Annotated in this window: 20 protein-coding genes; 16 read left to right on the forward strand and 4 right to left on the reverse strand. The window is 51.0% G+C overall.

What is annotated here, in order from left to right; genetic code table 11:
- A partial coding sequence (locus Q394_RS20710; RefSeq protein WP_038141752.1) for an IPTL-CTERM sorting domain-containing protein occupies positions 1 to 1,571 on the forward strand: 1,571 nt, incomplete at its 5' end.
- Positions 1,572 to 1,754: 183 nt separating this feature from the next.
- Positions 1,755 to 2,729, forward strand: coding sequence for a hypothetical protein (locus tag Q394_RS21660; protein ID WP_028490011.1), 975 nt, complete (start codon positions 1,755 to 1,757; stop codon positions 2,727 to 2,729).
- Between the two features lie 51 nt (positions 2,730 to 2,780).
- Here Q394_RS21660 and Q394_RS0115240 read toward each other — a convergent pair whose 3' ends face one another.
- Complete coding sequence (locus Q394_RS0115240; RefSeq protein ID WP_028490012.1) at positions 2,781 to 3,653, reverse strand: LysR family transcriptional regulator; 873 nt, start codon at positions 3,651 to 3,653, stop codon at positions 2,781 to 2,783.
- A 106-nt stretch (positions 3,654 to 3,759) separates the two neighbouring features.
- Between Q394_RS0115240 and leuC the strand changes: the two genes are divergently transcribed.
- From leuC to Q394_RS0115285, 9 genes are all read left to right on the forward strand, one after another.
- Entirely contained in the window at positions 3,760 to 5,163 is a 1,404-nt protein-coding gene (leuC, locus tag Q394_RS0115245) for a 3-isopropylmalate dehydratase large subunit (protein WP_028490013.1), read from the forward strand.
- Positions 5,163 to 5,798 carry a 3-isopropylmalate dehydratase small subunit gene (gene leuD, locus Q394_RS0115250; protein ID WP_028490014.1) on the forward strand — a complete coding sequence of 212 codons (636 nt, stop codon included), beginning with the start codon at positions 5,163 to 5,165 and terminating at the stop codon, positions 5,796 to 5,798. Before leuC ends, leuD begins: the two co-directional genes overlap by 1 nt.
- 28 nt (positions 5,799 to 5,826) lie before the next feature.
- The gene (leuB, locus tag Q394_RS0115255) at positions 5,827 to 6,906 is read left to right on the forward strand and encodes a 3-isopropylmalate dehydrogenase (protein WP_038141754.1); all 1,080 of its coding nucleotides are present in this window, start codon (positions 5,827 to 5,829) and stop codon (positions 6,904 to 6,906) included.
- Positions 6,907 to 6,909: 3 nt separating this feature from the next.
- On the forward strand, positions 6,910 to 7,932 hold the full coding sequence (locus Q394_RS0115260) for an aspartate-semialdehyde dehydrogenase (protein WP_028490016.1): 1,023 nt from the start codon (positions 6,910 to 6,912) through the stop codon (positions 7,930 to 7,932).
- A 257-nt stretch (positions 7,933 to 8,189) separates the two neighbouring features.
- Entirely contained in the window at positions 8,190 to 11,360 is a 3,171-nt protein-coding gene (locus Q394_RS0115265; RefSeq protein WP_028490017.1) for a motility hub landmark protein FimV, read from the forward strand.
- Positions 11,361 to 11,435: 75 nt separating this feature from the next.
- The gene (gene truA / locus Q394_RS0115270) at positions 11,436 to 12,218 is read left to right on the forward strand and encodes a tRNA pseudouridine(38-40) synthase TruA (protein WP_028490018.1); all 783 of its coding nucleotides are present in this window, start codon (positions 11,436 to 11,438) and stop codon (positions 12,216 to 12,218) included.
- A 98-nt stretch (positions 12,219 to 12,316) separates the two neighbouring features.
- Positions 12,317 to 12,625 carry an RDD family protein gene (locus tag Q394_RS0115275; RefSeq protein WP_084260502.1) on the forward strand — a complete coding sequence of 103 codons (309 nt, stop codon included), beginning with the start codon at positions 12,317 to 12,319 and terminating at the stop codon, positions 12,623 to 12,625.
- A 93-nt stretch (positions 12,626 to 12,718) separates the two neighbouring features.
- Complete coding sequence (locus Q394_RS0115280) at positions 12,719 to 13,888, forward strand: UbiH/UbiF/VisC/COQ6 family ubiquinone biosynthesis hydroxylase (RefSeq protein ID WP_028490020.1); 1,170 nt, start codon at positions 12,719 to 12,721, stop codon at positions 13,886 to 13,888.
- 14 nt (positions 13,889 to 13,902) lie between these two features.
- Positions 13,903 to 14,808, forward strand: a complete 906-nt coding sequence (locus Q394_RS0115285) for an alpha/beta hydrolase (protein WP_051543494.1) — start codon at positions 13,903 to 13,905, stop codon at positions 14,806 to 14,808.
- On the opposite strand, the gene Q394_RS0115290 is transcribed toward Q394_RS0115285, so the two are convergent.
- Positions 14,809 to 15,381, reverse strand: coding sequence for a hypothetical protein (locus Q394_RS0115290; protein ID WP_028490022.1), 573 nt, complete (start codon positions 15,379 to 15,381; stop codon positions 14,809 to 14,811). It lies immediately after the preceding gene.
- A 99-nt stretch (positions 15,382 to 15,480) separates the two neighbouring features.
- Here Q394_RS0115290 and Q394_RS0115295 point away from each other — a divergent pair, with 99 nt between their 5' ends.
- From Q394_RS0115295 to Q394_RS0115310, 5 genes are all read left to right on the forward strand, one after another.
- Positions 15,481 to 16,020 carry a hypothetical protein gene (locus tag Q394_RS0115295; protein ID WP_028490023.1) on the forward strand — a complete coding sequence of 180 codons (540 nt, stop codon included), beginning with the start codon at positions 15,481 to 15,483 and terminating at the stop codon, positions 16,018 to 16,020.
- 81 nt (positions 16,021 to 16,101) lie between these two features.
- Positions 16,102 to 16,290 carry a hypothetical protein gene (locus tag Q394_RS22510; RefSeq protein ID WP_156946898.1) on the forward strand — a complete coding sequence of 63 codons (189 nt, stop codon included), beginning with the start codon at positions 16,102 to 16,104 and terminating at the stop codon, positions 16,288 to 16,290.
- Between the two features lie 174 nt (positions 16,291 to 16,464).
- Positions 16,465 to 16,767, forward strand: a complete 303-nt coding sequence (locus tag Q394_RS0115300) for a toxin-antitoxin system TumE family protein (RefSeq protein ID WP_028490024.1) — start codon at positions 16,465 to 16,467, stop codon at positions 16,765 to 16,767.
- Positions 16,751 to 17,125, forward strand: coding sequence for an HVO_A0114 family putative DNA-binding protein (locus Q394_RS0115305; RefSeq protein ID WP_038141757.1), 375 nt, complete (start codon positions 16,751 to 16,753; stop codon positions 17,123 to 17,125). Before Q394_RS0115300 ends, Q394_RS0115305 begins: the two co-directional genes overlap by 17 nt.
- A 62-nt stretch (positions 17,126 to 17,187) precedes the next feature.
- Positions 17,188 to 18,234 (forward strand): Sfum_1244 family protein, encoded by a 1,047-nt coding sequence (locus Q394_RS0115310; protein ID WP_028490026.1) that lies wholly within the window; start codon positions 17,188 to 17,190, stop codon positions 18,232 to 18,234.
- Between the two features lie 146 nt (positions 18,235 to 18,380).
- Here Q394_RS0115310 and Q394_RS0115315 read toward each other — a convergent pair whose 3' ends face one another.
- Both Q394_RS0115315 and Q394_RS0115320 read right to left on the reverse strand, forming a co-directional pair.
- Positions 18,381 to 18,704: a low molecular weight protein tyrosine phosphatase family protein gene (locus tag Q394_RS0115315; RefSeq protein WP_038141759.1), complete on the reverse strand. Its 324-nt coding sequence runs from the start codon at positions 18,702 to 18,704 to the stop codon at positions 18,381 to 18,383.
- A 14-nt stretch (positions 18,705 to 18,718) separates the two neighbouring features.
- Entirely contained in the window at positions 18,719 to 19,855 is a 1,137-nt protein-coding gene (locus tag Q394_RS0115320) for a hypothetical protein (RefSeq protein WP_028490028.1), read from the reverse strand.
- Between the last annotated feature and the right edge of the window lie 16 nt (positions 19,856 to 19,871).

The raw sequence follows: 19,871 nt of genomic DNA on the forward strand, positions 1-19,871 counted from the left end.
CCAGTGGTGTTTACCTTTTCACTGACGTAGCCCCCGGTGACTATTTGGTGCGGGAAACTGCCCCATCCGATTATGTTTCGGTGAGCGATCAGGACAGCACTTCACCAGAAGACGATACCGTGAACACCAATACCAATGACAACAGCATTCCTGTTAGCGTGGTAGCGAATGAAACCGATGACGGCAATGACTTCGTGGCGCGTAAGCCTGTTAGTAGCACACCGGTTTCTGTTGGTAATCAGATCTGGATCGATAGCAACGCGAATGGCAAACGTGATGAAGGTGAAAGCTTGTTATCAGGCGCAGTGGTTGCCTTGACGGATGCAACAGGTCGTGCAGTGACAGATCTAGATGGTAAGCCAGTTGCTTCACATACCACCGGTAGTGATGGCCTCTATGTATTCAGTAATCTGCCGGAAGGTGATTACATCATGACGGTTCAACCACCAGAAGGATTCTTCTCCACGCTGGGGGGTATTGATGTGGATGATGATCCTAGTGATACAGACAGTAACTGTCGTGTTAACCCGCTCAACAGTACGATTGAAACCCACCCATTCACACTGACAGCAGGTATGGAGCCGGATACAGATGGTGATAATGCTAATGGCAATATGACCGTGGACTGCGGCTTCTACGGATCGGTGGCCTTGGGTAACAAGATCTGGTTGGATGAGAATGCTAATGGTCAGCAAGACAATGCTGAGCTGGGTATTGCTGGTATTACTGTCAGTCTGACGGAAGAAGACGGCATAACACCTGTGACCGATATCAACGGTAATTTAGTGGCTGCGGTGACCACTGATGCTAATGGAAATTATCTGTTCGAGAATCTGCAACCGGGCAATTACAGGGTCACCGTCAAGCCGGGCACAGGTTCTGCTTACAGCCTGACCAAAGGTGGCGCTGATCCTGATACCGATCCATCCAATACTGATAGTAACTGTAAGGTAGTGGCTGGTAGTTACCAAACGCCAGCGGTCACGCTGTTGCCGGGTAGCGAACCAGGTGTGAAAGTGGATGGTGATAACGAAAATAGCAATAGCACCGTTGACTGCGGTCTAATCCGCCCTGTTAATTTGGGTAGCCGCCTGTGGATTGACTTAGACGGTAACGGTAAGCAAGACGGTGGTGAGCCTGGTGTATCGGGTGCAACGGTTACGTTGTTGGATAAGGATGGCAAGCCGGTGACTGACATCTTCGGTAACGTGTTGCTGCCACAAACCACCGATGCGGATGGCAAGTACTTCTTCGGTAATCTGCGTGAAGGGGCATATGTGGTAAATGTTGTGCCACCTGCTGGCTATTTACCGACTATCGCAGCGACTGATCCGAACAATAATAATGCAACGGATAGCAATGGTATTCTCAATCCAAATGGGAGCATTTCCAGTCAGCCGATTGACCTCAAGTGGGGTGAGGAGCCAGAAGATGGTGGTGCAACCAATACTACGGTCGGCTTTGGGCTGATTGCCAATATACACGTTCCAACTCTCAGTCAGTGGGGCATGATGCTCATGAGCATGTTGCTGGCCACAGCCGCATTCTTCCGTCGCCGTCGCGAAGATTGAGCAGATTTAACGTTGAGTAAATAAAGAAACCAGCCGTATGGCTGGTTTTCTTGTCGATGTTTTTATACCGTTCATCAACGATTGGCAGCATATTTTTTGTGGTTTATTTATCCTATTTTTGGTGCAGTTTTTTTCACTGCACTGTTTTAGTGGCATGTTTAAACTATTTATGGAGAAAATATTATGACAATCGGATTGTTAAGTGGTTTGCTAGGTGGTTCTTCTAATGTAAACCAAAATAGTAGTTCTAGCTGCACCAGCTGCTCAAGCGGTGGAAGTCAGCAAGGAAGTGCTTTCAGTGCTCAGCAAGGTACTGGTCTGTTAAGCGGCTTATTGGGAGCAAAAACAAACCTAATTAGTAACTTGTTAGGTGGAATTTTGGGTGGTGGTAGTTCAAGTTCTTCTAATGGTGGTTCGACTCAGGGTTCCGGGAATCAAGGTGGTTACGGTCAAGGTTCCGTGAACAATGGTGGTTACGGTCAAGGTTCCGTGAATCAAGGTGGTTACAGTCAAGGTTCCGGGAACAATGGTGGTTACGGTCAAGGTTCCGTGAATCAAGGTGGTTACAGTCACGGTTCCGTGAATCAAGGTGGTTACAGTCAAGGTTCCGGGAACAATGGTGGTCACAGTCACGGTTCCGTGAATCAAGGTGGTTACAGTCACGGTTCCGGGAATCAAGGTGGTTACAGTCACGGTTCCGGGAATCAAGGTGGTTGCAGTCAAGGTTCCGTGAGTAATGGTGGTTGCAGTCAAGGTTCCGTGAATCAAGGTGGTTACAGCCAAGGTGGTTACAGCCAAGGTGGTTACAGCCAAGGTGGTTACAGCCAAGGTGGTTACAGCCAAGGTGGTTACAGCCAAGCTGTGCCTGCGGGAAACACTCAAAGCAGTGGAACTTCCGGCAGCCAAGCAGCTAGCAGTGATCAAACAAGTAGTAGTAGTTTTGCTACTAATCCTATTGGTTCTGTATTGGGTGGTATTTTTCAAGGTGTACACCATACAGCTGAAACTTTAATTAATGCTACTGGCTTAGGTGGACTATTTGAGCCAATTGATAATGCTATCATTCATCCTATTCTTTGGGATCCGATTTCCGCTATGACCGGCGTTAATGTTAGTTCGCATCCAACCGGAGTGGCTACACCTTGGAATCAACGTTAAGTGATTTAAAAAAATAATTTAAGGGCTAGCCTCGTGCTAGCCTTTTTTAATTTAGGGGTCTGCAAATTGATCAAGAATAGCCAGCAAGGTTTTGGCAGCATTCGAGAGGGTGCGTTTGCGGTGGGAAATAACGCCAAGCTGGCGTTGCAAGTACAAGGGCGTTTTCACCACCACCAGCCCATCATCCAGCAGGGTATCCGGTAGCAATGACCAGCCAAATCCAGCACTCACCAGCATTTTCAAGGTTTCCATATAATTGGTGGTCAGGTAAATCTTGAGCTGCTGATCCAGTGGCTCCAGCGCTTGACTAATAATTCGGTAGGTATAGGTATCTTTGCCCGGCAAGACGCAGCGGTGTTGCACCAACGTTTCCAGCGAAACCATCGGCAGTTGGCTGAGTGGATGGTCGCGGCTGACCACAATGTGTAATTGATCCATCCAGATACTGTGCGCCTGCAACTGTTCCGGCAGCTCGTAGGGTAATGTCACCACGGCAATTTCCAGATCACCGCGCTCCACCGATTGGGAAGCCAGTTCTGAACCCACAAACCGCAAATCCAGTTGCACTTCGGGATGATCGCGATTGAATTGGCTCAAGACGGGGGGTAAACGGTGCAAACCAATGTGATGACTTGTGCCCATTACCAAAACGCCATGAATATCGCCAGATAGGTTGGAGGCAATCCGGCGAATGTCTTCCAGCTCATTACGCAATACCTGTACGCGAGGCAACAGTGCATGACCCGCTTCCGTCAGCGTTACTTTGCGGTTGATGCGGTTGAACAGCAGTGTACCCAGTTCATTTTCCAGCGAGGTAATGCGCTTGCTGATGGCGGGCTGGGTGATGAACAAGGCTTCCGCTGCCAGCGAAAACGAGCGGCGACGGGCGACTTCGAGGAAAGCATTGAGGTTATTGATGTCCATAAATTTGCATTCTACATTGGAATGCAGGATATGAAAATTATGAATTTTATTTATTCATGATGCAGTGTTATTCTCCTCGCCATCAATCATTTCAGAGGCGTTTTTTGTGGCAAGTAAAACACTTTACGATAAGGTCTGGGATGCGCATGTGGTACGGCAAGAAGCCGATGGCACAGGCTTACTCTACATCGACCGGCATCTGGTTCACGAAGTGACTTCCCCGCAAGCGTTTGAAGGGCTACGGCTCGCCAATCGCCAACCGTGGCGCACGTCTTCGATGGTGGCAGTTCCCGATCACAACGTTCCAACCATTGGCCTGGAGCACGGCATTACCGACCCGGTAGCGCGTTTGCAAGTCGAAACCCTCGACGAAAACTGCCGCTCATTTGGCATTACCGAATTCAATATCGGCGACATCCGTCAGGGCATCGTGCACGTCATTGGCCCTGAGCAAGGCGCAACCTTGCCCGGCATGACCGTGGTTTGTGGCGATTCACACACATCGACGCATGGCGCGTTTGGCGCATTGGCACACGGCATCGGCACATCCGAAGTCGAGCACGTCATGGCGACCCAGTGCTTGATCCAGAAAAAGATGAAAAACATGCTGGTCAGCGTGGATGGCAAAGTCGGCGCAGGCGTGACTGCCAAAGACATCGTGCTTGCCATTATCGGTGAGATCGGCACGGCGGGCGGCACAGGTTACGCCATCGAATTTGGCGGCGAAGCCATTCGTGACCTGTCGATGGAAGGCCGGATGACGGTCTGCAACATGGCTATCGAAGGCGGTGCTCGCGCAGGCATGATAGCCGTGGATGACACCACCATTAACTACGTCAAAGGCCGCCCTTACGCCCCGAAAGCGCACGATTGGGATAAGGCTGTTGCCGCATGGCAAGATCTGCATTCCGATGCGGATGCGGTATTCGACCGGGTAGTACGCCTCGATGCTGCCAGCATTCAGCCGCAAGTCACTTGGGGTACTTCCCCCGAGATGGTACTGCCGGTGGATGGTAAAACGCCTGACCCCGCCAATGAAAGCGATGCAGTCAAAGCCAGTGGTATTAGCGCGGCGCTCAAATACATGGGACTGGAAGCCAATACGCCGATTACTGACGTGCAAATCGACAAGGTATTCATCGGCTCTTGCACCAACTCGCGCATCGAAGATTTACGTGCGGCAGCCGATGTTGCCAAAGGCCGCAAGGTCGCGAGCAATGTGAAGCTGGCGATGGTGGTTCCCGGCTCCGGCTTGGTCAAGCAACAAGCGGAAAGCGAAGGGCTGGACAAAATTTTTATCGAAGCGGGTTTTGAATGGCGTGCACCGGGTTGTTCCATGTGCCTTGCCATGAATGCTGACCGTCTCGAACCAGGCGAGCGTTGTGCTTCTACCTCTAACCGCAACTTTGAAGGGCGGCAAGGGCAGGGTGGGCGCACCCATCTGGTTAGCCCGGCTATGGCGGCTGCGGCAGCGGTGACGGGTCATTTTGTCGATGTGAGGGCGCTTTAATGGATAAATTTACTGTACATACCGGCTTGGTGGTTCCGCTGGATCGTTCCAACGTGGATACCGATGCGATTATTCCCAAGCAATACCTGAAATCCATCCAGCGTACTGGCTTTGGCCCGACGCTGTTTGATGACTGGCGTTACCTTGAGCCGGGCGAACCGGGCATGGATCACAGCAAGCGCACCCCGAACCCGGATTTCGTGCTGAATTTCCCGCGTTATGCCGGGGCTTCGGTGCTGTTGGCGCGTGAAAACTTTGGTTGCGGTTCCTCACGGGAACACGCGGTGTGGGCGCTGACGGATTACGGCATTCGTGCGGTAATTGCGCCGAGCTATGCAGATATTTTCTTCAATAACAGCTTCAAGAATGGCTTGCTGCCATTGACGCTGCCTGCTGAGGTGATTGATCAGTTGTTCACGGAAGCACAGGCGGCAGAAGGCTATCAGTTGACGGTTGATCTGGAAAAGCAGCAAGTGGTTACGCCGAGTAGCGCAGCGTTTGCGTTCAGCATCGACGAATTCCGCAAGTATTGCCTGCTGAACGGGTTGGATGATATTGGCCTGACGTTGCAACACGCGGCTGACATCAAAGCGTATGAAACGCAGCGCAAGCAAGCAGCGCCTTGGTTATTTTAAGATTCTGGTTTATTTGGGTTAGATTCACATGACACACAAAATTTTGGTATTGCCCGGTGACGGTATTGGCCCGGAAATCGTGGCAGAAGCGGTTAAAGTCCTCAATGTTTTCACGGCGGAAGGCAATCTGTCGGTAGCGCTGGAATACGCGAATATCGGCGGCATTGCTTACGACAAGGAAGGTCAGCCGTACCCGGATTCCACCCGTGCGCTGGCACAAAAGGCTGATGCTATTCTGCTTGGCGCTGTCGGTGGCCCGCAGTACGACACGCTCGACCGTCCGTTGCGCCCGGAACGTGGCTTGTTGGCGATTCGTGCTGATCTCGGTCTGTTCGCCAATTTACGCCCGGCGATTCTGTACGAAGAACTGGCCTCAGCTTCCACCCTCAAGCCTGAAGTGGTTGCAGGGCTGGACATTATGATCGTGCGCGAATTGACCGGCGGTATTTACTTCGGTCAGCCACGCGGTATTCGTGTGCTGGAAAACGGTGAGCGTCAAGGCTTCAACTCAGCCACTTACACCGAGTCCGAAATCGAGCGTATTGCCCGCGTTGGCTTTGAAACCGCGATGAAGCGCAACAAGCGCCTGTGTTCCGTCGACAAGGCTAACGTGCTGGAAGTGTGCGAACTGTGGCGCGAAATCGTCGAGAAAGTCGGTAAGGAATACCCTGAAGTCGAACTCAGCCACATGTACGTTGATAACGCCGCGATGCAATTGGTGCGTGCGCCCAAGCAATTCGACGTGATTGTGACCAGCAACCTGTTTGGCGATGTGTTGTCTGACGCCGCCGCCATGCTGACCGGTTCTATCGGTATGTTGCCTTCTGCTTCCTTGAACTCTTCGGCGTGTGGCTTGTACGAGCCGATCCACGGTTCTGCGCCTGACATTGCAGGCCAAGGCATTGCCAACCCGTTGGCGACCATTCTGTCCGTAGCGATGTTGCTGCGTTACAGCCTCAATCGTCCAGAACTGGCTGAGCGCGTCGAAGCGGCAGTGGAAAAGGTTCTGGCATCTGGCGTGCGCACTGGCGACATTTACACCGAGGGTTGCCGCAAAATTGGCACGGTGGCAATGGGCGATGCGGTTGTTGCTGCCCTACAAGGTTAAATCATGTCCAACACTTATAACGTAGCCGTCGTCGGTGCAGGCAGTCTGGTGGGTGAAGCCATTCTGGACTTGCTGGCAAAACGCAAATTCCCCATCGGTAAAATTTATGCGCTGGAATTTGCAACAGACGGTGAACAGTACGTCGATTTTGGCAATAAAACATTGGATGTTGAGCACGTCGAACATTTCGACTTCTCCAGCGTAAAAATTGCTTTTTTTGCCAGCACGGAGGCGGTAGCAGCTCAATATGTGCCGCTGGCAGTGGCGGCAGGGTGCGTGGTTATTGACGACAGTGCGTGCTTCCGTTTTGAGAAAGATGTGCCGTTAGTCGTATCAGAAGTGAACCCACAAGCCATTGTAGGGTATAAGCAACGCAGCATTATTGCTAACCCCGGCAGCGCGGTTAGCCAGATGTTGGTGGCGTTGAAGCCACTGCATGATGCCGCGACAATTACGCGGATTAATGTTGCCACTTATCAGGCGGTTTCCGGCACGGGGCGTGAAGGTATCAATGAATTGGCACACCAAACGGCACAGCTATTGAATGCCCGTCCGGTGGAACCGAAGTTGTATGCCAAGCAAATTGCGTTCAATTTGTTTCCTCACATCGGTAATTTCCAGGAAAATGGCTATACTTGGGAAGAAATGAAGATAGTGATGGAAACCCGTAAAATCATGGGCTTGCCTGCATTGGGTATTAATCCAACAGCAGTACGTGTTCCCGTGTTTTTTGGTCATTCCGAAGCCATCAATATTGAAACCGAGATGAAGTTAACAGCAGCAGAAGCCACGCAGCTTTTACGTAAGGCAGCGGGTGTGGAAGTGCTGGATGAGCAGGTGGATGGTGGTTATCCGACGCCTGTGACCGAGGCGGTCAATAGTGACAGCGTTTATGTTAGCCGGATTCGTGAAGATATTTCTTGCCCATCAGGCCTGAGTTTATGGGTGGTTGCTGATAATGTGCGTAAAGGTGCTGCGTTAAACAGCGTCCAGATTGCTGAAATATTGGTACGCGACTATCTGTAGGCATGGTTAAGCGAGAATTAATTCACTATTGCTGACAATGGGAACATGGATATGATGTGCTTTGGGATTGATGCCCAAAGCCTCCTTGGGGCAGCATTGCTTAGAATAATGTACTAATATATAGTTTTAGTCCTAAGAAACAATAACCAGAATCGCTATTCATCATCGCTATAATAAGGGCTAATAAGCGTAGTAGGTGATGGGTCAGAGATGCCACAATCTTGCACAGATAAAGAATTTATTGAAGGGGAATTGCAGTGAATAAACAAGCCTTGAGCTTAGCTATATTCATCGCCGGAGCGTATCCAGCGGCTTCCAGCGCTTTGGGGCTTGGGGATATTGAATCCAACTCTCATCTGAACCAGCCGCTGCGAGCTAAAATTGATTTGCTGTCTGCTGCCCCGGCAGATGCCAGCCAGATTCAGGTACGCTTGGCGCCACCCGATGTGTTTAACCGGGTAGGTGTTGCTCGCCCCGATTTCCTCGGTAATTTGCGTTTCACCCCGACTGTTCAGGGTGGCAAGCCAGTCATTCTGGTGTCGTCTGATACGCCTATTCAAGAGCCCTTCGTTAATTTTCTATTGGAAGTCAGTTGGCCTCAAGGGCAGCTTCTTAAAGAATATACGGTGATGTTGGATCCACCGGTGCTGATGCAGCCGGGTAATACGGTCGCCGGTGAAGCTGCGGTTCGGGCAGAGCCTAAGGCTGCTGGTAATGTGCGTCGTCCAACACGTCAAGCAGCAGCGGCACGACCTGCGGCGCCAGCGACACAGCCTTCACCTGCTCGTAACAATACGTATCGTGTTAAACCAGGGGATACATTATTCCGTGTAGCGTCACGTCTGCAACGTCAGGGTGTTAGCAATGATCAAATGATGATGGCTTTGTTCAGAGCAAATCCAGAAGCCTTTATTGATCAGAACATCAATAATCTCCGTAGTGGCGCGTTGATGAATAGCCCACCTGCCAACCAAGTGAACGCTGTTTCACGGGCAGAAGCACGTCGCCAGATTCGCCAGCAAAATGCTGAATGGCGTGAATTTAGAAAATCCCTGGCAGGTAAAACGATTCCGCAACAAAGTACCGGTACTAAAACTGCGGCTGCCAATAAGCCTGAGGCACAAGATACTTCCACCGCGAATAACAAGCAGGACAAAGCACGTTTAGAAGTCTTAGGGGCTAAAACAGGTGATAGCACGGCTAGCAATGCAGCCGTTGCAGCGGGTAATGCTAAGCTTGCTGAAATCGAAAAGCAGCTTGCATTGGCCAGCGAGTCATTGGTTGCTCGTCAAAATGAAAATAATGAACTCAAATCACGCGTGACTGATCTTGAGTCGATGTTGAGCAAGAAAAATCGTTTGTTAGAGATGCGTGATGCTGAGCTTGCTAACTTGCAACAACAATTGACTAAAAATGGTATTGACGTTAAGCCGCTAGCTAACACGGAAGGTCAGCTAGATACGCAACCAACAGATCAGCCAGCCGGTAGTCAGCCTGTTTCTGGAGCGCCTCTTGAACAGGGTAAAGATATTCAGACACACATGGCGAATGTCGCCGGTCAGGATAACAACACGATTCTGAGAACTGAACCACCTGCTCAACCAGCACAACAGCCTGTTGTAGCGCCGCCTGCTGCGCAACAGCCAGCCCCGTCTGCACCACCAGTAGCTCCACCTGCCACTAATGCAGTGCCGTTGAAGCCTGCGATTGTACCCATCGCACCGGCGGCTGTGCCTGTGGACAGCGTTAAAGCGCCATCTCCTTTTGCTGGTCAGTCTGATGACAATGGTGACTTACTGGGGTTGTTGACCTCTCCTCTCGCCTTGAAGATTGGCGCGGGTTCACTCGCATTATTATTGTTATTGTGGCTGCTGGGGCGTCGCCGCAAGCCAGAGGCCAGTAACTTACGTCGTGAGGCAACGTTAGATGATGATTTCGATGTCGACGATGTACCACCTGCCGCTACAGGTCAGGAATTCGATGTCAATTCCTTAGAAAAAGAGGTGGCAAAAGCAGAGAAGCGTAGTGGAGGAACTTACAGTACCGCATCCGAAGATCCATTTGGTCTTGGTGGTTTTGGTGGGCAAGATGAGGGACCGGAGGATGAACCAGCAGCTCCTGTTCTTGCTGGTCAAGCGCAACCCCCGGCAGGTATTGAAGATGATTGTCTGACTGAAGCCAATGTTTACATCGCTTACGGCTTGTACCAGCAAGCAGAAAGTGAGTTGAAAAAGTGTATTGAGCGTCACCCTGACAAGCCGGAATACCGCCACAAGTTACTGGAATGCTATTTTGTTTCCAATAACCGTGAAGCTTTTGATAACCATGCCCAACAATTTGCGGCAATGAGTGGTGAGGCAAAGGATACTCTGTGGAAGTCTGTCGTGGATTGGGGGCGTAAAATCAGCCCAGATAATCTGTTGTATCAGGGGAACGGCACGCCCCGGCCTTCTGTGGCGTCAACCGTTGCATCAGCATTGGGTGGAGTGGCTGCTGCGACAGCTGGCGTGGCGTTCGCCTCTAATAAGGCTGACACAGATAACGCATCCGTAGCAGCACCTAGTAACACGACAGCACCAGCAACAGATTATCCGGTCGATGACTTCAAGGATCTCGACTTAGGTGAGCTGGATTTCGATGACATTGATCTTGATAAGTTGTTACAAGAGAGTGACGATAACGCTGGTTTTAATGAATCGCCTGTTGTCGAGAAAGCGAGGGTGTCATCCGCGCTTGAGTTTGATTCACCTGCGCTACCTGATTTGAATGACGTGGCATTGAAGCCTGAACCGGCGGTTGCATTGACCACGGATGATGAGCTAGAGCTATTTAATTTTGATCTAGATGACGATTTAGAACTGGATTTTGCTTTAGATACAAAAGACGAGAATGTAACACTCGCTCAGGAAAAGCCAACGCTGGCTAAGCAACCTGAGGTTGCTCCTGACGTCGCTCATGAGGAAAGTGGAAACATTGATCATCTACTCAACTTTGATTTGGATGATTTAGACGATTTGTTTCAGGATGACGAGATATCAACATCATCGCTGAATAATGCAGAAGCAGCAAAATCATCGGCTACTCAGCCTGTCCTAGCATCGGCCAGTAGCGCGACTAATCTGAACCTGCATTTGGATAATCAAACAGGGATCAACCGCATCCTACCAAAGGATACTTTCTACGCGCCGATTAGTGACGAAGACAAGGATTGGTTGGGTGATATTGATGATGCATTGTCGTTCTTGGATTTCCCGGATGAGGAAATTGATTTACACGAAGCCCATATCAGTACCAAGCTTGACCTCGCTCGCGCCTATCTCGACATGGGTGATATCGAAGGGGCTCGTAGTACGTTAGAAGAAGTGATGGTCGAAGGTAACGACGACCAGCGCCGTGAAGCCGAAGTTCTGTTACACAAGACAGGTTGAGGAATCACCGCTTTCACGCTATAAAGGCCGGTTCATCCGGCCTTTTTTGTTTTTACTGTCCGTGGGGTTAGCGTCATGAAGTTTGCAGCGTGTATTGAATACGACGGAAGCCCTTTTTACGGCTGGCAACGCCTGAGCCATGGGCCAACGGTGCAGGGAAGTGTCGAGCAGGCGCTTTCTCGCGTGGCCAATGAAGAGGTGAGCGTGGTGTGTGCCGGGCGTACTGATTCTGGTGTCCACGGAATTGGGCAAATCATTCACTTTGAAACCAGCGCTACCCGCCCGTTACGTGGCTGGCTGTTCGGGACGAATGCACACCTGCCGGATGGGGTGTCGATGCGCTGGATTCAGCCGGTCACTGATGATTTTCATGCGCGTTTTTCTGCACGTGCGCGGCGTTATCGCTACGTTATCCTCAACCGTCCGGCACGTCCGGCGCTGTTGCATAACCGAGTGTATTGGCAGCATGGTGAGCTAGATGTGGCAGCCATGCATGAAGCAGCACAGGCGTTGCTTGGGGAGCAGGACTTTTCCAGCTTCCGTGCGGCGGGGTGTCAGGCACGTCATGCAATGCGCGAGATGAGCGAGATTACGGTTAGCCGGGAAGGTGATTTTATTTACGTCGACTTACGCGCCAATGCTTTTTTGCATCATATGGTGCGTAATATTGTGGGATCGCTGCTGAAGGTAGGCGCCGGTGAGCGCCCGCTAACATGGATGGGAGAATTGCTAGCACTGAAGGACAGAACACAGGCAGGGATGACAGCGCCTGCATCCGGTCTTTATTTTGTGCATGTCGATTACCCGGAACACTTCAAGTTACCGACGACTTATCAGTTACCTTGCTTTTGGACCTGATAAAAATGCTTAATTAATTGACATTTTTGTCAACAATTTTACGTTGAGCCACTATACTTGGTGGTAAGAATACTGCGAGGTGACAAGGAGTGTCATACATGAAGATGAATAGCCCTATTTCTCCGCCTGCCAGAGGATATTTTTTATCTCGGCTTGGCAATATACCCTCCTCTAATATGGGGATGCGTTTACTGGCGGTGGCTTTCGACTGGCTGTTAATTAGCCTATTGCTTACCTTGGTTTTATTGCTGACATTTGGACAGACATGGCTGTTGTACCAAGTATCCTATGCGGATAGTGCGTTGTATCTGGTAGTCGTGGCAGTGCCGCTGGCCTATTTTGGTGGTTTCTGGGGTTTACTGGGCGCAACGCCGGGTAAGCTGTTGTTGTCGCCTTGGTTGGAGTAATAACCGCTAATTTGCCCTTGCTTGTGTTTCCGATGTCCGCTTTGTTGTAGTCTTTACCGCAGTGTAAGGCTAATCTGAAAAGGGATGTAAGGAATGCAAACGCAATACGACGTGATCATCGCGGGCGGCGGTATGGTAGGTTCTACGTTGGCCTGCTTGTTAGGCAAATCCGGCAAACGTGTTGCGGTGTTGGAAGGGCATGAACCTTCCGCCTTTGCCCCCACTGACCCCTATGACTTGCGAGTATCCGCGATCAGCCGCGCTTCACAACGGGCGCTGGCAGAAGCGGGTGTGTGGGAAGGCGTTGCGGCGCGGCGTGCTTCCCCCTACGAATCCATGCGGGTGTGGGATGCAACCGGTGACGGGGAAATCTGTTTTGATGCCGCCGACCTTGGCGAGCCTGACCTAGGGCATATCGTCGAAAACCGCGTGGTGCAGCTTGCCTTGCTGGACGCTATCCGTGCCTCCGATGCGATTGACCTTTACTGCCCTGAAAAAATCGCCGGGTTTACGCTGGAAGAACCGCAAGTCACAGTGACCTTGCAAAGCGGCAAAACCCTGACCGCCGGGTTACTGGTCGGCGCAGACGGGGCGCAATCCAAAGTACGCCAACTCGCAGGCATCAGTCTGGAAACCCATGATTACGGGCAAAAAGGGCTGGTTTGCGTGGTGCAAACCCAACACCCCCATCAATTCACCGCCTGGCAACGTTTTATGCCGAGTGGCCCGTTGGCGTTTTTGCCGCTGGGCGATGGTTCCTGTTCGATTGTTTGGACATTGCCTGCCGACCGCGCTGACGCGCTGTTGCTGTTGTCAGACGCTGAATTCTGCCGCGAACTTACCCAAGCACTGGATAAGCGTTTGGGTGAAGTGATTGCCGTGGGCGAACGCGCCGCCTTTTCGTTACGCGGGCGTCATGCCGAACCCTACATTCAGGAACGCTTGGCGCTGGTGGGCGATGCGGCGCATACCATCCACCCGCTGGCGGGGCAGGGTGTCAATCTGGGAATCAAGGATGCGGTGGAACTCGCTCAGCAAATCCGTCAGGCACAAGGTGACATTGGCAGCCTCAAAGTGCTGCGGGCTTACGAACGCGCCCGTCGCGGCGATAATGTGCTTACCCAGAAAGCGATGGAAGGTTTCCGCCTGTTGTTCGGTAATACCTTGATGCCGTGGAAAATCCTGCGTAATTCAGGGTTAACTATCGTCAACCGCATGGGCTTCCTAAAATACGAAATGGCCAAACGCGCCATGGGAATTTAATTGAGGAGAATGATATGACATTACTGCCCCGTTTTACTGGTGTGGTTGCTTTTTCACTGTTCGCGGCGTTTTCCAGTCTTCATGCCGAAGAAGTCAGTGTGAAGCAGGGTGATATTGAATTGCGCGGCGAATTGACGCTGGCAGATGGCAAAACCGCCAAAGATGGCGTGATCCTGATGCAACATGGCACGCTTGCACACAACAAGATGGAAATCATGCAAACGTTGAGCGAGTTGCTCAAGGAAAAGGGTTACAACACCCTCAATGTCAACCTCAGCTATGCCATCGACAAGCGCCCTTCTGAAATGCTGGATTGCAGCATTGAACACAAGCACAAACACGAAGATGCGGTGGCTGAACTCGACACGTGGATGAACTGGCTGAAAGAACAGGGTGCTAGCAAAGTGGTGCTACTCGGGCATTCGCGTGGTGGCAATCAGGTGTCGTGGGCGGCGTCTGAAAAAGATTCCGACCTGCTGGAAAAGGTCGTAGCCGTTGCCCCAGCGACGTGGGATGCTGCCGATTCTGCCAAGGAATACGAAGAGCGTTACAAGAAGCCACTGGCTGACCTTATGACCGAAGCCACCAAGTTGGCAGGCGAAGGCAAGGGCGCGGAGATAATGACGTTACCCGGTTTTGTGTATTGCGAAAACGCCAAGGCAGCAGCAGATAGCGTGGTGTCTTATTACAAAGATGACGAGCGTAAAAATACCCCGAGCCTGTTACCCAAAATCAAAAAGCCGATGCTGATTGTGATGGGTTCGGCGGATGAGGTTGTGGCTGATTTACCCGCCAAACTGGAAGGTATCAAGCAGGATAATCTGACAGTAGAAACGGTCGACGGTGCCGACCATTTCTTCATGGATTTGTATGCGGATGAGGTGGCGGATAAGGTCGCCGAGTTCGTTGACTGGAAGTAACTATTTGTGGCTTTCCAGCATTCCCAAACGGGCGAGCACTTTTTTGTAAGTGGTTAACAGTTCGGGCATCAGGGTGCGCTGGATGTAGTCCAGCACCCACTTACGGTCACGCGGCCCCACGGCTTCGGCGATAAAGTTGCCGAAAGCCAAGCTCATGGAGAAGCCGGGTTCTTGTGCGATTTTACCCCATGTGGTGTCAGCGTAATCTTCCATGCGCTGGTTTAGCTTGTTGATGAACGGGTTGCGGTAATCACCGGGGCCACCAAAGTCGCGGGCGTTGTCTTGTACATGGTCGGCGATTTTCAGGGCGAAGGTGGTGATTAAAGCGCTGCGGTCTTCGTCATTCAACACGTCGTGGGCGATGCGGTCGAGGACGTGGATCATAAACGCCATGATTTCTTCCATGATCATCACGCGCTGCATTTGAGTGTCTGTCTGAAAATTCTCGTTTTCGATTTCCAGCAGGGTTTGCATCCCGATCTTCCAGGTATTAAACGCCAGCACACTGACGGTATCTTCCAGCGAAACTTCACGTTCCTGCTTATTCCATTTGGTTTTCAGGCGTATGCGCACGGGGATTCCTCTTTCAAAACTAACTTGGTGCGGCATTATAGTGGCAGGGGATGCGGGAATGCGAATGGTGGGGAAATATGTTGGCGTATCTCATCACAAATGACAAATGATACCAAAATCCCGCAATGGATTTGGGCGAAACTTCCCGACGAAAAACAATGGAAAGCCTCCGACGCTGCTAAGGCCAGCGGACTGAAAGGCAAAGCCCTGACCGATTGGGCAAAAGCAAAATACCAAACAGCTTTGGCGCAAAAACTCGAAAGGCTCACGGTGAACCTCAACCCCAGTCTCAAACTGACAGTCGGTTATGAAGATGGTGAATTAAGCCTGCTTGCCAACGGCACACCCGCTTTCGATAGCTTGTTTGAGGATGATGCTGAACTGATTGCCGTGCAGTGGAAATACGTGATTCGTTCCACCAACATCACACCGAGCGTCACCGCTGAAAAACTGCTGGGCGAATGGCTCAAACTCAGAACCACCGACAATGACAGCTTGCGTAAGCAGATTATCGCGCTGGATAAAAAGCTGGATGAATTGCAGGTGGGGATTGAGGTGAAAGAGCGCGAGATGAATGCGGTGGTTTATGAGTTGTATGGGTTGACGCGGGAAGAGGTTTTGCAGGTGGAGCGGGGGTAGGCATATCCGCCAGAAATTTGCATTGCACCTAGTCGAAAGGCATGATGTGTGCAGATAATTGTTCTCTACCGGAGGATTAAAATGTTAGCAGTAAACCCTTTAAGGGAATGCCTAGTAGAAGAAATTCACCATATTCCCGACACCAAACTCGCAGAAGTATTGGATGAGCTGAAACATTGCATCCACCAACCAAACCCCGCACCTGTCGGTGATTTTTGCCTAGACTTAAGGAATTACCGCTTTGATCGGGAGGAAGCCAATGCCCGCTAACCAACGCACGTTAAGCATTGTTGAACTCCGCGCTCTGCGTTCAAACAACAGCACTGCGCGGAATACAGCCTACACGCGACCGTGAACTGTTGATTGCCTTACGCCTGACTGCCGCTTACCGAACTGAAGCAGCCGCTATTGATTTTTTCGTTTGTCTGTTGTCATAATGTCAACATGAAAGCAAAGCTCATCCTGAAAGACAGAATCGTGTACGAAGGCGGGTACATACAAGAAATGGTGATCTGGGAAGTGCCGCAACCCGTGGCAGGCAGTCAGCATCTCTATAAATATCGCCTATTTTTCGGTCTGCCAGATCAACGGATTGTCGGTTATGACAATGAACGCCCCAAAGGTGATCACAGGCATTACGGTGAACGAGAGGAGGCTTATCCTTTCGTTACCATCCAGCAACTTGTTGGAGATTTCTTGGCTGATGTAGAAGAACAACGGAGGCAATATTATGCAGAACAACCCTAAACGCACGCTCGAAATCAAAATCCAGTCTGAAAAACAGGCGATGCAAGCCTCGGCTGCACGTTTTCTAAATGCGTGGAACAAAAGCGAATACGCAGGCGAATACCTGACGTTTACTTCCCCCGGCATGTTCTTTGAGGTGATCAACGCTCGCCGTTGGGATTTGGTCATAAAACTGCAAACGCTCGGCAAAACCAGCATCCGCGAATTGGCGCGGCAAATAGGGCGCGATGTCCGGCGAGTACACGATGACATTAAAATTCTGATCGACCACGGTATTGTCGAACAAGATGCAGAAGGTGTTTGTGTTCCCTACGATGAAATTCATGCCGACTTCACCTTGATGGCAGCTGCGGCGTAACCGTTAATGCGCGTTGTGGCGCTAACCTTGCTACTATCGGGTAAAACAAACGAGGTAGGTTTATGCACACACAGCACCAAGACTTGATTCAAGCCGTGCAACGCAATTGCCATATTGCTGACGCACGCCACGCCGGTGATTACACCTTATGCGTGTATTTGCTGAAAATGCGCGAATTTTTCCGCTGGGAAAAAGGCATTCGCCTCAGCGATGTCGTGACCAGCGATGACGTGGGCGAATGGCTGACCCAGCGCGAAGCGATATGGGATGAACTGGACGCGCAGGATTACGCACCCTTGCCGCTGAATGGTAGCGGCGAACACGACCCGTTTGCCAACGAAGCCATCAATGCCGCCTTGAACGGGGCAGGGCTGGTCTACAGCGCAGGCTATGGTCGACGTTGCCGCCCGCTGTTTTTTCTGGCGGAACTGGAGCAAACCATCGAGCAGGACGGTTACACCATTCTGGTGGCCGGGCGCGAATTGGCGCGGGATGTGGAAGCGCCACCGGCGATGAATCAAGGTAAGCAGGTATTCATCCGCCGCGAATCCTTGCGCCGCATGGTCTGGGAAAAGGTCGACGAATGGCGCTGGAGCGGGCTGGATAATCCGATGGGTCGGGCGCTGTCCTGTTACGACTTCGATACGGATATGGAAGCGGCGTTGGATGCGCTGGCAGCGGCTGAAACTGAAACGGTAGTGGCGCACGAAATCGGCGAGGTGAAAGCCGGGCAAGTGCTGGGCGATGCCGAATGGCAAACGATGCTGTTTGCGTTACCGCCTTCGCACGCTGACATTATGCTGCGGGCGGTGCGTGATTTGCTGGCGGATTGTTTGCATACCTTGCCGGAATTGCTGGCGCGGGGCAATACCGCTTCTCTGCATTTCTATTTCGGCAATCTGTCGGCCATGCGTAAGAAACTGGCTCCGCAGTTGGTGGAAGCTTATCAGCATTGGCATGAAACTGGGGATGTCGGGAAGATTGCAGCGTATGCGGCGTGGGGAAGTGAACATTGGGCGAAGGTGGGGCGCGAAGCGTTGGCGTTGTTTCAGGAAAAAGGCCAAGCGGCGTTGGCGGAGATTGAGGGGATGATCCAGACGGGCAATTGATGCTTGGGTTACAACCCTTGTAATAGCAACAGTTAGTGGGATTCTTGCCATCCACAGGCTTTCACGGAGTAGGGCAGCTTTTTCAGTAATGCCAGTTAGTTCAAAGGCTTGGTAAATCCATCTCCTATCGGTGAGTAATGCGAAGACTACTGCAAAAAAGCCCCAACCTTCGTTTCCAGCAGCCTGATCAACTCTGGCTGCATGTAATCGTAATCATCAGGAATACCCAGACAAATAATCCGCTTGCCGTTCAGATGAGTCTTGAACTGCTTCGATAGCTTGTTGCGGTGGGCTTTTTCCATCACGAAAATGATGGTTGCCCATTCGATTTGCTCAACAGATAGGCGCACATCGGCATCATGGCCAAGCCCCGCAGAGTCTGTTTCTACATTCGCCCACATAGAAAAAATCTGTTCGGCAGTCGGGCTGCGCAAGCGGTTTTGGGTGCAAATGAATAGGGCGTGGATCATAAATGGTAACCTTACTAACGAAACGGCGGAAATCCGCCTAGTATCTCATCAAAATCCGGCTCTGGAATTTGGTAATGTTTCAGCCATTCCTTGAGCTGTTTCACGTCTCGAAATGCTCGCATGTCGTGTTGAATGCGGGCAATCATGTTTTGCACCGTGCGCAGATCTTGTTTGACTAACCCTATCATGCGTTTCGGTGACAGTGGTTCAGCGTGGGATGCATTAATCATTCGGCGAATTTCACTTTCCTTGAGAAGCACTTCTTCCTGTAATTCGCGTAACTGGTTATTGAGTATTTGGTTGTAATGCTTGAGGCGTTCGGCATTGATATTGTTGAGTTTGCTCTGGTCGATTTGTTCGACAGCCAGTTGTAATGCCAGCAGTTTCAGCAAGTCCTTGCTGGCGTAAGCGACGGTTACTTGCTGCATCAATTCGGTTTTGCGTTCGCGCTCTACCGGGTCTTGCTCACGGTCGGGGTGCAAGGCGCTGGTGAGTTGGCGGTAAACGGCTTGGATGGATTTGCTGACGTTGGCGGCTTCTTCCGCTTCCTTGGCCTCTTTGGCTATTTTCTTAGCATTTTTTCTTGGTGGTGAGCGTTTCTGTGCTTCTTCTTCTGCATGTGTTTGTTGTTCTTTGAACTTTTTGCTTAGGCGCTCGGCAGTGCCTTGTGGGTCTTTGATGTCAAATTCGGCGTCATCCAGTGACGTACCAAATTTTTCTTCAAACATTGCTTTCATCATATCCAGCGCTATTGCATCGCTAGCTTGATCCAGTGCATCGAAGTCTTCGGTACTGTATTTGTTGAAAATGGCTTTCAAATCATCCCGCTGATTGAAGGTGATGAGTTCTTCACACGTTTCGGTGATGAGGTGGGTGAGTTTGTCTGCTTGGCTTGGCGTGAATTTGTGGCTGGTGAATTGCCGATCTAGTAACAGCACAAGATCCGCTTGATGCCCGTTTAGTGTTGTGCGTAATGGTTCCAATTTTTCGATGGCAGTCTCGCGGCATTGCTCAAGGGTTTCTTGCCATTCGCGCAGTATTGTTTTCTGGGCGTCGATCTTTTTGATTAAGGTGTTGAATTTTTTTTGTGCCGGTGACAGTGACACTTGTTCGGGAATCGTTTTGATATGGACAACGTTGTTGACGGGCATGAAGTCTTCCTGACGC

The organism is Thiothrix lacustris DSM 21227, from assembly GCF_000621325.1.
GTDB classification, from domain to species: domain Bacteria; phylum Pseudomonadota; class Gammaproteobacteria; order Thiotrichales; family Thiotrichaceae; genus Thiothrix; species Thiothrix lacustris.